Source organism: Kosakonia sp. MUSA4 (assembly GCF_013085925.1).
Classification (GTDB): domain Bacteria; phylum Pseudomonadota; class Gammaproteobacteria; order Enterobacterales; family Enterobacteriaceae; genus Kosakonia; species Kosakonia sacchari_B.
Genome location: NZ_CP025697.1, coordinates 3,703,434 through 3,717,236, shown reverse-complemented (window position 1 = coordinate 3,717,236; position 13,803 = coordinate 3,703,434). Strand labels below are relative to the sequence as shown.

The window sequence follows — 13,803 nt, the reverse complement described above, 5'->3', positions numbered from 1 at the left end:
ATGGCAATTCCTGTTTACCTTTGGCTGAAAGATGACGGCGGCGCGGACATTAAAGGTTCTGTTGACGTACAGGATCGTGAAGGCAGCATCGAAGTGGTGGCTCAGGAGCATAACCTGTACATCCCGACCGACAACAATACCGGCAAGCTGACCGGTACCCGTATCCACACCCCGTTCCTGTTCACCAAGGAAATCGACTCGTCCAGCCCGTACCTGTACAAGGCGGTAACCACCGGTCAGACGCTGAAGTCTGCGGAATTCCGGTGGTACAAAATCAACGATGCGGGCCAGGAGGTGGAGTACTTCAACACCAAACTGGAAAACGTGAAAGTGGTGAAAGTGAATCCGGTGATGCACGACATCAAGGATCCTTCTTTCGAGAAGCATAACCACCTTGAGCAGATCGAGCTGCGCTACGAAAAAATCACCTGGACCTATAAAGACGGCAACATCATTCATTCCGATTCCTGGAACGAACGCGCCACTGCGTAAGCCTGATGCGGACAGCGCAACCTGTCCGCAGTTTTTTGCTGAGCGTCTGTCCTTACAGGCGTTTAGCAAAGAATCACACAATCTGCCTGACCTGATGCGCTTTGGGTTCCCTGTCAAAAGGGAAAGCGATGGGCGGTAGCGTGCCCGGGAAAACCTAAGAGAGAGAAAAATGGAAAACTCAGCCGTCCTGTTACGTCGCCTTAATCCTTACTGCGCCCGTGCGCTGGAAGGGGCTGCATCCCTGTGTCAGACCCGTGCCCATGCAGAAATTCTGCCGGAGCACTGGCTGCTGAAACTGCTGGAGCAGGGCGAAGGCGACCTCACGGTGCTGGCCCGGCGTTACGAGTGGGATATGGACGGTATGTGGCAAGCGCTACTGGGCTGGCTGGATGCGCTTCCGCGCTCGGTGCGCGGCCGCCCACAGCTGGCAGATTCTCTCAACACTCTGCTGAAGCAGGCATGGATGGTCGCGTCATTGCAAGGCGAAGAACAGATTCGCAGTCTGCACCTGCTGACCGCGCTGGTCGAAAGCCCGAAACTGATTAAGTGTGATGGCCTGTGGCCGCTGCTGACGCTGAGCCAGAGCCAGCTTAAGCGGCTGCGCCCGTTGCTGGATGTGCAGTCTGACGAACGTCCGGAAGTACAACAGCAAGCCGGACTGGCCCAGCGCTACGGTGGCGACGTTGAAATAGTCGGCCGCCCGGTAGATGCCGACGTGAAAGAGGGCGAACTGAGCCCGGTGCTGCAAAATGCGCTGGATAAATTCACCCTCGACGTCACCGCCAAAGCGAAAGAGGGCGAAATTGACCCGGTGTTTGGCCGCGATACGGAAATCCGCCAGATGGTGGACATTCTCTCCCGTCGTCGCAAAAACAACCCTATCCTGGTGGGCGAGCCGGGCGTGGGGAAAACTGCGCTGGTCGAAGGCCTCGCGCTGCGCATTGCCGAAGGCAACGTCCCGCAATCGCTCAAACCTGTTGTTCTGCGCACTCTCGACCTCGGCCTGTTGCAGGCTGGAGCTGGCGTGAAGGGCGAATTTGAACAGCGTCTAAAAAACGTTATCGACGCCGTACAGCAGTCGCCGGTGCCGATTCTGCTGTTTATCGATGAAGCGCACACCATCATTGGCGCGGGCAACCAGGCGGGTGGTGCAGACGCAGCCAACCTGCTGAAACCTGCGCTGGCGCGTGGCGAGCTACGGACCATTGCCGCTACCACCTGGTCTGAATACAAACAATACTTCGAGCGCGACGCCGCGCTGGAGCGCCGCTTCCAGATGGTAAAAGTGGACGAGCCGGACGATGACACCGCCTGTCTGATGCTGCGCGGCCTGAAATCCCGCTACGCCGAACACCATAACGTGCATATCACCGATGATGCGGTTCGCGCTGCCGTCACGCTTTCCCGCCGTTATCTGACGGGGCGCCAACTGCCGGACAAAGCTGTCGATTTGCTCGACACTGCCGCCGCCCGCGTACGCATGAGTCTCGATACCGTACCGGAACCGCTGACCCGCATCCGCTCGCAAATTACCTCCCTTGCACTGGAGAAGCAGGCGCTGCTGGAAGACATCGCCGTCGGTAATCAGACCCACAATGAACGCCTGACGGCGATTGAGCAGGACGAAGTGCGCCTGACTGTGGAACTCGACGAACTGGAGGCCCGGTACGGTCAGGAGCTCATGCTTACCGAACAACTGCTTGAGAGCCGCCATGATATTTCCCGACAGAGTGAGACCCACAAGCTGCAACAGGAACTGAACGGCATGCAGCACAGCAACCCGCTGCTCTCTGTGGATGTGGACGTACGCACCGTCGCCAACGTGATTGCCGACTGGACCGGCGTGCCACTTTCGTCACTGATGAAAGACGAGCAGGCCGAACTGCTGAGCCTGGAAAATGAAATCGGTAAACGTGTGGTCGGGCAGCATGTGGCGCTTGAAGCCATCGCCCGACGCCTGCGTGCGGCGAAAACCGGCCTCACTTCCGGGAACGGTCCGCAGGGCGTGTTCCTGCTGGTTGGCCCAAGCGGCGTGGGGAAAACCGAAACCGCGCTGGCGCTGGCTGATGTGATGTTCGGCGGTGATAAGGCGCTGATTACCATCAACCTGTCGGAGTACCAGGAGCCGCACACCGTTTCCCAACTGAAAGGCTCGCCGCCGGGCTACGTCGGTTACGGTCAGGGCGGTATCCTGACCGAAGCGGTGCGCAAGCGTCCGTACAGCGTGGTACTGCTTGATGAGGTAGAAAAAGCCCACCGTGACGTGATGAACCTGTTCTATCAGGTTTTCGACCGCGGGTTTATGCGCGACGGCGAAGGACGCGAAATCGATTTCCGCAACACCGTCATTATGATGACCTCCAACCTTGGCAGTGACCATCTGATGCAACAACTGGATGAAAAACCGGAGTCCACTGAAGGCGATTTGCACGAACTGCTACGTCCGATTCTGCGTGATCATTTCCAGCCTGCGCTACTCGCCCGCTTCCAGACGGTGATTTACCGTCCGCTGTCGCAAGCGGCGATACGCACTATTGTAGAAATGAAGCTGTCACAGGTCAGCAAGCGCTTACATCGTCACTACGGCCTGGTCACGCATATCGATGAGATTCTATTTGACGCCCTGACTGCCGCCTGCCTGCTGCCGGATACTGGCGCGCGCAACATCGACAGCCTGCTCAACCAGCAAATTCTGCCGGTACTGAGTCAGCAGTTATTGGCTTATATGGCTGCAAAGCAGAAGCCGACCTCGCTGACGTTGGGGTGGAGTGACGAAGAAGGGGTTGAGTTAGGGTTTGGGACTGCGTAAGCGATAAACAAACTACAAATTAAATTAATATCTAAAAAAGGGAAATGAAAAAATGTTCAAAAAAATGGTTTTATTAAGCGTGATCGTAGCTTTTTCTGGTGTGGCAAATGCCGGGTTATTTGATTCAAATGATTTTAAGTGTGGCAGAGATGATGCAGTAAAAGCGCTTGCTGATTATATAAAGAATGATGCGTCGGGTATGTTGCAAAGTGACTTCCTTGTAAAGGCTAAGTTTAATTACGATAAACCAGTTTCAGTTTATGAAAATATGCTGAATAGCATGGAAGTCATCGTTGCGAATGTATCAACGTCCAGTGAAGGAAGCTATGGTCTGGATTGTAGTGCTACTGTTTCAATTAAAATCCCGCAAGATACGCTGGATGTGATAAGTAAGGTTCCTGATTATTTTCGCTATGTTACTGGCGGGTATGGAAAGGTAAACAACAGCGGCGTAACCTGGAACGGTGTTACCTATAACGCCAAACTTGCTGATAATAACAAGGATGTTTTATTTAGCAACTTCAGCAGAATGGATGCTTCTGCTGCTTTGTACAGCATGAGCGTACTGGCTGTAAATAAAGACCAGATTATTAGTACTCTTTCGCAGATCTCGTTGAATTCAGCACAGTCTGCCTATGCAAGCGCAGATCGTGAGCTGAATGCCGTATGGAAAGAATTACCCGACTCAGCACGGAATTCAATGAAGAAAGAACAGATTGCATGGGTTAATAACAAAGTGGCGAAATGCGGAAAACTTCCAGATGGTAAATCAGAGACGATTAATATGCAGCAGCGAATTAATATTTACCAGTGCCAGACAAAAATGACCCACGAAAGAATTTCCTATTTAACTGGCAATAATGCCTGACTATCTAAATAGAGGTTGATTACTGAGAAAGTGCGGGAGAGAGGATTACAAGGATGAGTGATTCCGTAAGTATATTTGCGAAGAACAAAATCGACGAACTTCGGGGAATGTCCCGCTACAGGCTGGACGTTCACGAGTGCCCGCACTTTCTGGATGTCTTCAATTTCAGGGCGGAAGAAAAACTCAGCGAACCGTGGCATTACACCGTCAAAGTGACCTGTATCGAAGGTGATATTGCCAGTGACAGCATGCTGCTTAAACCGGCGTCGTTCACGCTCCAGGTTCCGTTATATAACGGTATGCCCGCCACACCAGTACGTACCGTTTATGGCGTGGTTCAGACATTTCAGCGCCTCTCGACTTCAGTTGATGAAACCTGGTACTCGCTGAAGATTGTGCCGCGCATCGCGCTTTTGCAACATACAAAGCGTAGCGAGATTTACCTCAATCAGTCCATTGTTGAAGTGGTGGAGAAGATCCTGCGCTCTCATGGGCTGGAAGGCGCTGATTTTGAATTCCGTCTGTCGCAGAGTTATCCGGCACGCGAACTGATCACCCAGTGGCGCGAAACCGATCTGGAATTCGCGCAGCGCCTTCTTGCCGAAGTCGGCATCTTCTGGCGCTTTGAAATGGATGGTCGCCTCGAAAAGGATGTGGTGATTTTCCAGGACAGCCAGGAGCACTATCAGTTTGGCGTGACGTTGCCGCTGATTCAGCCGTCACGCACCAGCGATAACGGGCAGCTCAGCGTCTGGGATATTAAAACCTGCCATCAGGTAGTGTCACAAAGCGTAGCCAACCGCGATTACAACTACCGTGAGGCACTGACGCCACAGGACAGTTCTGCGTCTGTCAGCACCAATGATGGCGTCACCACGGGCGAGGTGTACCACTACGCAGAACCGTTCCTGAGCGAAGGCGATACCGAAACCCCGGAGAGTGGGGCGTATTATGCCCGCTTGCGCCATGAACGTATTCTGAATGTGCAGCAGGCGGTCATTGGTAAGACAACCAGCCCGGTGCTGGCTCCGGGCGAAGTGCTTGAACCGCAGGGTTCGCTCCCTGCCAACCTGCAAGACGGCATCGTCATTACAGGTGTGCAAAGCAGTGGTTCGCGTAAGCAAAGCTTTAAGATGACTTTTACCGGGATCCCTTACAGCGAAGCCGTGTGCTATCGCCCACCGTTACATCATCGCCCGCTGATTGCCGGCACATTACCTGCACGGGTGGAAAGCACCGAGAAAGGCGATACCTATGCCTGGCTGGACAATCAGGGCCGCTACCGTACCAAGCTGGATTTCGACCGCAGCGACAGCGAGCAGGGTTATGCCTACCTGTGGCTGCGTCTGGCGAAGCCGTATGCCGGAGATAATTACGGCTTCCATGCTCCGCTGCTCGATGGAACCGAAGTCTCGGTGATGTTTGATGCGGGGGACCCTGACCGTCCGTATATCGCTCATGCTCAGCACGATTCTGAACATCCGGATCACGTCACCGACGATAATCACACGCGCAATGTCCTGCGAACCCCGGCGAACAATAAACTCCGTATGGAAGATAAGCGCCAGGAAGAGCACATCAAACTTGCGACGGAATTCGGCAAGACTCAGCTCAATATCGGCCATCTGGTTGATTCCCGGCGCGAAAAGCGCGGCACGGGGTTTGAACTGCGCACCGATGAGTTTGGCGCCGTGCGTGCTGCCCGTGGGGTTTACCTGACAGCAGATGCTCAGGCTAAAGGCCAGGGGCAAGTGCTGGAGATGAATCCAGCGGTCAGTCTGATAACTCAGGCCAACAGTGAGATGCAGGCGCTGAACGGTGCTGCCGAACAGGCGAAAGCCCTGACCTGCGATATACAGACACAGAACAACCTGATCCAGAACCGCCTGAAAGATCTGCAGTCCGCCGTGGTGCTGGCTTCTGCCCCTCAGGGGATTGCCCTTACCTCCGGGGAACATCTGCAACTGACCAGCACGAAAAACACCATGGTAACCGCAGGCCAGCATGTTGATATCGGGGCAATGAAAAATGTTACGGTGAGTGCAGAACAATCCCTGGGGCTGTTTGCCCATAAAGCCGGGGCGAAGGTCATCGCCAATCTGGGAAGCATAGAAGTCCGCGCCCAGCACAGCACGCTTGAGATGAGTGCCGACCAGCAGTTCACCATCACCAGCAGTAAAGATGAAATCACCATCAGCACTCCGAAAACCCTGACCCTGAACGGCGGTGGTTCCTACCTGAAGCTGAGTGAAAGCGGGATTGAGCACGGGACGAACGGGGACTTTATTACCAAAGCTTCAAATTATCTTGTACCTGGGGTAGGGAATACTCTTCCCGTTGCAACACCTGACTTCAAAAAAACCGATATCAGTGTTACTGGAAAAAATTCAGCCAAATGGGCCAGTGAATAACAGGGAGGAAAACGATGGCTTCAATACCCAAAATCAGCTTCCCGATACCTGCCAATGGAAAAGGTAAGGCATTCGGAAATTCGGAAGAGCTGTTGAGTCTCCTGGACCGTGAGAGCACAGGTCTGTATCTGGTCGGCAGTCAAGGCATGTGGCATGGCGGCATTCATATTACTGATGCTACCGTTCCATGGTGTGCGTTAACCGGAAACAATCCTTCGGAATTGAGCTATGTCAACAAACCATATGCCGGGGAACAGGCTGTCGGGTGTATGGCTGACGGTGAAATTGTGGCATATCGCGTCTGTGAGGATTACGACTTCATTCCATGGCGTGGGGAAAAACTGTATTTCTCAACCGCATTTGTACTGGTTAAGCATTACATCCAGCCAGGAGAACATGCGTCCAGCGGACTGACGTTCCATACGCTTTATATGAATCTGGCTCCCGTCTCAGCTTACGGCCCGAAGGATATAAATCTCCGGGAGACAATAAAAGGTCAGTCTTATTACACCTCCCCGGAGCAGGTGAATACGGGTAAGGCAACGGGCTCGTTACCTGCGGGCACTCAGGTGAAGCTGAGTGACAAGGTAATGACGTCATCTCATCATCATCGTCAGTTCTGTGAGGTGACGGTCATGAATGATACCGGCTCGCTGTCGGCTGGAGATAAAGTCTGGACGGTGTCAGACAGGGGCTGGCTGAAACCACTTTCTGGTCAGGCTGAACTACCTTCCTGGTGGAAAAGATGTTCGCCAGTCTGTCACACAAGAACAGGCAGTGAGCAGGGGTATAAAACCAGCACCGTACTGAAAGCATATTTCAGTACAGAGGACGTGCGTGCCGGGGTATCTCGCTGCAAGATACCGAAAGATTTTCCTGTCACGGTTGATCCGAGCACCGCCTCATTTACCCGATCAACTGATAACCGTATTTTCAGCCTTGTGACACTGGACAGGGATGTCGGACGTAATAGTAGTGACCTGAAAAAAGGCGATCGGGTATGGGTCGTTTCGGACAATGACAATCTGATTGCCGTGAGTGCAGCTTCAGAAGGGCTGGTAAAATACGGCGAAGTAGTTATTCCGGGAACGCCGGTGGCAATCAATGCCGGTGACAGCATCGGTCACCTGGGCTTTTATGAGTTGCCAGAAGAAAACGGCAAACGCTCACGTTACCAGGTGCATATTGAATGTCTGAGCGCCGACAGCAATCTGCCGACGTTTCTGACTAATCCGGATAAAGCTGGCCAGGACAATCCGGCTTACCTGAAGTATGCAGAAGGAGCCGGTCTGTATATGCCGGATGCTACGGGTAAAATGGTGAGTACTGAGCGAAAAAGCCGTACCCCCGGTGTGCTGACCCGCTCAAAAGTGTCTGGTGTCGATGCCGGTGGGAAGGTGCTGACAGATAATACCGGTGCTGCGTATTTTCAGGTAAGGCCAGAAGGCGGCTGGATGGCCGCCAGTGATGTGAAAAAAGTGGCGCAGTTTGACCTGGCTTCTCTGGGGTTTGTCACCCTGGATAAGGCGCCAGAAAGCTTCGATCTTATAGATGGTATTCATCACCCTGACAACATTGTAAAAGGGATCCTTGAACAACTTTATCTGGCTGCCCAAAATGAAACGGACAGTAGCCGGGCGATGAATCAGTATAATTACAGTCGCCTTCTGAAGCAGATCGACACCAATAAGGACGGGCAATATTCTGAGGAAGAGTATTTGCAGGCAGTACATAACCCGTCTTATCGCGATCATCTCTACCGCATTATCGTCAGGCACCCCAGCGAATGGTACTACGGGAAAGATGACACCTCCTGGAAAACGTATCTGGATACGCTAAGTTCGGATCCTGCATTAGCAGTATGGAAAACCTATACAGAAAGCTTTATCGAAAAGATGGCGTGGATGAAGCAGGTCTCCGGGATGGTGGCTGAACCGTGGCATATGCATCCGATAGCGTTTTTGGGTGCTTTTCGCACTGAAAATAAGCAATGTTATTGCTACAAACAAGGCATTGTCGATCGGCCATGCCAGTCGGGTACGCAAGACGTTACAAAAGCTGATTTTGAAGTACTTGCTAGTCAATTGAGTGTTGAACGAGAAGTACTAAGAGCAATAGCTGTAGCGGAAACGGGTGATAAAGTACCGTTTAAGTATTATGTAAAAGGCGAGAGGCATGCGACAATTCTCTATGAAAGACATTTTATGAGGAGATTAGCTGCCGCTCAAGGTGTAAGTCCTGAAATAATAAGGGATATAGAGTCCATTGAGCCCAAAATTATTCATTCTTATGATAGTAACTATCGTTATGGCTCGGATAGCGAACAATATGAGCGCTTGGTAAGGGCTAGAGAGATTAATTATGATGCGGCAAACATGTCGTGCTCATGGGGTAAGTTCCAGGTTATGGGTGAGTATTATCACCACTTATATGGTTCAACAAAAGAATTGGTTGATGCACAAAATTATTGCGCAATGCAACATTTGCAATATTTCAAAGTGTTCTTAGTTAAAGAAAAAAGGATGCTTCAGTCAATGATAGATAAAGATTGGTTGGCAATAGCCCGGAAATATAACGGAACGGGCCAGATTGGATATGATCAAAAAATTGAAAATGCATATAATTCTTTGAAGAATGAGTGGTGATAAATGAATATATATAGAAAATATTTTGTTGTTGCACTGTCAATAATTTTCTCGATTACAGTGCATGCGAAAAGTGTCGTGATTGCGGATGAAGTTAAGAATAATGATGGTAGTGTGTGGGTAGTAGAGCAAAACGTTGATAGTTACAATGTAAAGTATATTAATGCGCAAGGCAAAGAGTACGGTAACAATACAATAGTTACATCCGACATTGAAGGGAGTAATTTATTTCTAGATGCAGCATCTCTCGGTGCAGTGTCTCTGGTAATGGATTACCCTAAAGATACTTATATATTAAGATTTTCATCTGGAGACACTCCGCGATTACTGTCTGCTTGTAAAAGGATAACGTTGCCTTCCGCTGAACAACAACAAGCTGTAGCGTTACTAACTCTTTGTTCCAAACAGAGCGTAACAGAAAATATGACTTTATCTAGCACGGATATAGATAAATTATTTTCGGCTGATAATTTAACTCTTGATGAGAATATTAAAGCGATAATAGGAAATGATAAGGTGTTTTTATTTGGCGAGAATAAAAAGCAAAAACAAAATAAGCCCTATCTGATAAAGGGAGATGTTGTTGAAATAATTGATTATGAAAATTCAATGTTAAAGATTAAATATAAATCAAAAACAAAGGCTATTATTGCATGGGTTAATTTTGTGGATATTTTGTAGTTATCCATTCATTGGCTTGGCAGATCTGAAATGCTAAGTTAGAGTAATTATCACTTCTGACCAATCTGGATAAAGTGAGTAAAGACAATACGGCTTACCTTAAATAAGCATAAGGAGCTGTTCTGTATATATCGNATGCCGGCGGGAAGGTGCTGACAGATAATACCGGTGCTGCGTATTTTCAGATAAGGCCAGAAGGCGGCTGGATGGCTGCCAGTGATGTGAAAAAAGTGGCGCAGTTTGACCTGGCTTCTCTGGGGTTTGTCACCCTGGATAAGGCACCAAAAAGCTTCGATCTTATAGATGGTATTCATCACCCTGACAACGTTGTAAAAGGGATCCTTGAACAACTTTATCTGGCTGCCCAAAATGAAACGGACAGTAGCCAGGCGATGAACCAGTATAATTACAGTCGCCTTCTGAAGCAGGTCTCCGGGATGGTGGCTGAGCCGTGGCATATGCATCCGGTAGCGTTTTTGGGTGCAGTCAATGGTGGAAATATGGGACTTGCAGAACGGCAGGCTGCTTATAAATTATGTGAACGGGTCTTTTTATGAAAAAACAATATTTATTCTAACTATGGTTTTTGTACCATATGCTTATGCAAGCGATTGTGATATGGATGAAATATTGATTGCATCATGCGATCTTTCTGGAAAAGTAAGCCGTAAAGCAACCTTTTGTGCAAATAAGAAAAGTGACACAATTAAATATACCTTTAGCAAAAGGGGGGCATCAGAATTGATAGTCAATTTTAATGCAAAAGAAAAACTAAAAAGATGGGTGGATTTGGGGACTTACACAACATATCTGGGATTTAATCAAGGACACTACTCATATATTTTGAGTATTCCTGAAGAAAGACCAGGTATAGTAGCTCAACTCGATGTTAAGAAAAATTGGAAATTAATTAGTACTAAACAATGCGATTCAAATTCATTTGGTGAAAAAGGTATTGAAATGAAAAGCATTGAAAATGTTTTGGATAGTTCTGTAAGGGATAATGCATTCAAATTTCCTTAGTAGATGCGGTTTTTTAAAATCAAAACATTTTTTTGTAGGTAATGGCATTGAATTTTTTGGGGCATTGTTGACTTAGTTCGATGAGATGTCGCTAATTAGTGAATTACTATTATGGAATTTGGGAAATTACCGTTAAATATTTTTCTGAGAATGGTAGGTATTTTTACATTAGATATGGTGAAGTCGATCTATATGGTATCTTTGCACATATTAGTCAGCATGTAATACAAGGCATGACCATCGCTAAAACAGGGTTAATGATTAATCCATCTACAGACCAGCATCCAAATATTATTCCTGGTCAAATAGTTTATATGCTTCATTTTTAATATTATCCGGGAAGTGGAGATGTACCACCACGTAAAATGCACCAAACTCACCATTCCTTCGTCGTAACGACTTACACGACCCTATTGATATATTAATGGAAGGATATCAGAACACATTTGATAAATGTTCACATAGATGCAGGTGAAAGAACTGCAATTGAAAATTTAACATTGTCAAGTGAGGGGGAATCCTTTATCAAAGGATGGGAATCCTACTATCAGAGCAAAAATTTTTTTTGAACAATATTTATGATTCATCACATTAATTTTATGGATATAAATATGCGCATTCGAATTTATTTTATTTTCTTATTATTTTTATCGTTACTATCAGGTATTGCACACTCAGATGATGATACAAAAGGGACTCGCTGGGTGTTTGATAAAGTGTCAGGAAATGATCTTTGGGGTAAGCATAATACCGACGTCATCGATCGTTTTAACATGATCTACAATAAGTCCATTTTGGATATTGGAGATAAGAAGCTCATTATAACCAATGATTTTCTGGAAAATAGAGATGTATGCTCAACGGGCTATGTTAAGCTGAAGAAAAGTACTATTTCATACTTTATGTCGATCAATACGGTAAATATGTATCGTATGCTGTTTAAACATGAAGGTTTCCAACTTCCAGAAAATATTTATGAATTCACATCATTATTTCCTGGTAAAGAATGTCCTGAGCCTTATGATGTAATTGTAAAGGCTGGTGATAATTTGTTCGTTACCGATCGGAATTATGTTGTATTTTATAAGCGGATAGATGAATTCGTGCCTCAGGAAAGTAATTTGAATTCAAGGGGCGATTGGGGGAAATATTGTCATAAGGAAAATCCTGACCGTCAATTTGATGGGGCATCTAAGTATTCTTGTGAATTTAACAATTTTGATTTAAGAATGGCTTATCAGAAGTTTATTACACTCGATGAAAATGTCTCTGGTGATTTAAGAAATAATCTACCTGACAATAATAGCAGTTATAAAATTAATGGTGGTTCTGTCGTCTATAAATGGATTGATAAAAATAAACTAAGTATATCAGTTGTAATGGATGCAGAAAAAACTAATTACTCGTTTGATAAGAGCGATACAGGAACAAAGTTAGATGTGATAATCAATACGCAGTATTAATAGCGACGCGTATTGTAAATAGACCTGTTTTAGTTCCATGCATTTTTTGAGATCCCGGCCAGCTAATGTAGGGCGTGAATTTAAGGAAGTCCTTGACAATTTTCACGCCCATAATCCATCTGTAAGTTTAGATCCACACACATGGGGAACTTCTCATACGAATTATGAAAGTCGACTGTTAGAAGGACATAAGGTTACTCGAATAATGACTAACTCAGTTGCAAGGTTTAATGCCTTGAAGGCTAAATTATGAATAAATCCAAGAAAAGTATTTTTCTTGTTTTAGGTACTGCGGTTTCAATAGGAAGTTTTGCGGATGTAAAAATAACTTCACCTAATGGAAGTGAGGTCGTTTTCTCTCACAAGAAGCAAGGTGATAATATTGATTCAAATGCGTGGGGCAAAATTTATTTTATTCATGGAACTCAGCGATTAGATCTTAGCCGTGATGATAGATATTACACAGAAGATGGTTCTTCAAAAGTATCTCCTTCCGGGGAGTATTTAAAAATAACTAGCATAGCAGGAGATTATGTTGCTATGGATGACGGTACTAAAAAGTACACCGATAGAGCCTACTGTAGTGTGATAGATATGAAAAGTGGTTGTGTGGTAAGCGACTGGGATGGTGAAGTTTGTGGTTATGATTGGGAAAAGGGTAAAGACGTACTTTCTGAGTCTCCTGATGGACATGGTGATAAATTTTATTTTCTTTCATTTAGACCCAAAATGAATGAGTCAATAGACCCATTATCATCCTATAATCTTTATGATGTTAATAATTTATTGCGATGTGACGCACCTAATAATAAAAATATTAACGAATATCAAAAACTCATGAAGGAAAACACAATTTCTAAAAGAAATGTTTCTGTAGAAATTGTGAACTATCTGAACTTGCTGAAAATAAGTCTTACTTTAGATAGCAAAACACCGCTTTATACATCACCGAGCGATAATGATAAAAAAAGGGATATCTGATACCGGGTGATAAAGTCAAAATAATTCAGGTTACACCAGACAAGAAATGGGCAAATATTGGTTATATCAACGCAAAAGGCGAGCCTTTAATTTCCTGGATTAAACAATGAGTTAGTGGGCTTATTTTTCAAGTTAATTCTTCGGTATAACTTAAGGATATATAGCTATGTTAGCGATTGTTCGTATTGGTGATAAAACCACACACGGTGGTGTTGTATTAACAGGTTCCGGAACGATGAAGTTTGGCGGTATTGGTGTTGCCCGTAAAGGGGATAAGGTTTCATGTCCAAAAGAGGGGCATGGACCTACGACAATCATTGAGGGAAATCCAGACTATCTGGATCAGGGGGTTCCAGTTGCGTTCCATGGCCATAAATGCGGATGTGGTTGTATGCTGATTAGTTCATTTTCGGCGGGTAAGGTAGCATAA

At 46.6% G+C, this 13,803-nt stretch carries 11 protein-coding genes; all 11 read left to right on the top strand.

The annotated features are described in order from the left end of the window. The 11 genes from hcp to C0557_RS17445 all read left to right on the top strand — a co-directional run bounded on the left by hcp (nt 1) and on the right by C0557_RS17445 (nt 13,803). Nucleotides 1–492: a type VI secretion system effector Hcp gene (hcp, locus tag C0557_RS17495; RefSeq protein ID WP_043952827.1), complete on the top strand. Its 492-nt coding sequence runs from the start codon at nt 1–3 to the stop codon at nt 490–492. A gap of 169 nt (nt 493–661) precedes the next feature. Continuing rightward, nucleotides 662–3,301, top strand: a complete 2,640-nt coding sequence (tssH, locus tag C0557_RS17490; RefSeq protein WP_208659843.1) for a type VI secretion system ATPase TssH — start codon at nt 662–664, stop codon at nt 3,299–3,301. Nucleotides 3,302–3,353: 52 nt separating this feature from the next. Further along, nucleotides 3,354–4,169: a lysozyme inhibitor LprI family protein gene (locus C0557_RS17485; RefSeq protein WP_208659840.1), complete on the top strand. Its 816-nt coding sequence runs from the start codon at nt 3,354–3,356 to the stop codon at nt 4,167–4,169. Nucleotides 4,170–4,222: 53 nt separating this feature from the next. After that, nucleotides 4,223–6,580: a type VI secretion system Vgr family protein gene (locus C0557_RS17480; protein ID WP_208659838.1), complete on the top strand. Its 2,358-nt coding sequence runs from the start codon at nt 4,223–4,225 to the stop codon at nt 6,578–6,580. Between the two features lie 14 nt (nt 6,581–6,594). Next, on the top strand, nt 6,595–9,225 hold the full coding sequence (locus C0557_RS17475; RefSeq protein ID WP_208659836.1) for an N-acetylmuramidase domain-containing protein: 2,631 nt from the start codon (nt 6,595–6,597) through the stop codon (nt 9,223–9,225). A 3-nt stretch (nt 9,226–9,228) separates the two neighbouring features. Continuing rightward, nucleotides 9,229–9,906: a hypothetical protein gene (locus tag C0557_RS17470; RefSeq protein ID WP_208659834.1), complete on the top strand. Its 678-nt coding sequence runs from the start codon at nt 9,229–9,231 to the stop codon at nt 9,904–9,906. A gap of 149 nt (nt 9,907–10,055) precedes the next feature. Continuing rightward, nucleotides 10,056–10,463, top strand: coding sequence for a hypothetical protein (locus C0557_RS17465; protein WP_208659832.1), 408 nt, complete (start codon nt 10,056–10,058; stop codon nt 10,461–10,463). Nucleotides 10,464–10,524: 61 nt separating this feature from the next. Beyond that, the gene (locus tag C0557_RS17460; RefSeq protein ID WP_208659830.1) at nt 10,525–10,929 is read left to right on the top strand and encodes a hypothetical protein; all 405 of its coding nucleotides are present in this window, start codon (nt 10,525–10,527) and stop codon (nt 10,927–10,929) included. 611 nt (nt 10,930–11,540) lie between these two features. Beyond that, on the top strand, nt 11,541–12,392 hold the full coding sequence (locus tag C0557_RS17455; RefSeq protein ID WP_208659828.1) for a hypothetical protein: 852 nt from the start codon (nt 11,541–11,543) through the stop codon (nt 12,390–12,392). 249 nt (nt 12,393–12,641) lie between these two features. Beyond that, nucleotides 12,642–13,373: a hypothetical protein gene (locus C0557_RS17450; RefSeq protein WP_253073734.1), complete on the top strand. Its 732-nt coding sequence runs from the start codon at nt 12,642–12,644 to the stop codon at nt 13,371–13,373. Nucleotides 13,374–13,539: 166 nt separating this feature from the next. Further along, on the top strand, nt 13,540–13,803 hold the full coding sequence (locus tag C0557_RS17445) for a PAAR domain-containing protein (RefSeq protein WP_074777151.1): 264 nt from the start codon (nt 13,540–13,542) through the stop codon (nt 13,801–13,803).

Bases quoted from the DNA above. Each gene is read 5' to 3' on its own strand.
- hcp (WP_043952827.1), top strand. From the start codon at position 1: ATGGCAATTCCTGTTTACCTTTGGCTGAAAGATGACGGCGGCGCGGAC.
- tssH (WP_208659843.1), top strand. From the start codon at position 662: ATGGAAAACTCAGCCGTCCTGTTACGTCGCCTTAATCCTTACTGCGCC.
- C0557_RS17455 (WP_208659828.1), top strand. From the start codon at position 11,541: ATGCGCATTCGAATTTATTTTATTTTCTTATTATTTTTATCGTTACTA.
- C0557_RS17475 (WP_208659836.1), top strand. From the start codon at position 6,595: ATGGCTTCAATACCCAAAATCAGCTTCCCGATACCTGCCAATGGAAAA.
- C0557_RS17460 (WP_208659830.1), top strand. From the start codon at position 10,525: ATGGATGAAATATTGATTGCATCATGCGATCTTTCTGGAAAAGTAAGC.
- C0557_RS17485 (WP_208659840.1), top strand. From the start codon at position 3,354: ATGTTCAAAAAAATGGTTTTATTAAGCGTGATCGTAGCTTTTTCTGGT.
- C0557_RS17450 (WP_253073734.1), top strand. From the start codon at position 12,642: ATGAATAAATCCAAGAAAAGTATTTTTCTTGTTTTAGGTACTGCGGTT.
- C0557_RS17445 (WP_074777151.1), top strand. From the start codon at position 13,540: ATGTTAGCGATTGTTCGTATTGGTGATAAAACCACACACGGTGGTGTT.
- C0557_RS17480 (WP_208659838.1), top strand. From the start codon at position 4,223: ATGAGTGATTCCGTAAGTATATTTGCGAAGAACAAAATCGACGAACTT.
- C0557_RS17470 (WP_208659834.1), top strand. From the start codon at position 9,229: ATGAATATATATAGAAAATATTTTGTTGTTGCACTGTCAATAATTTTC.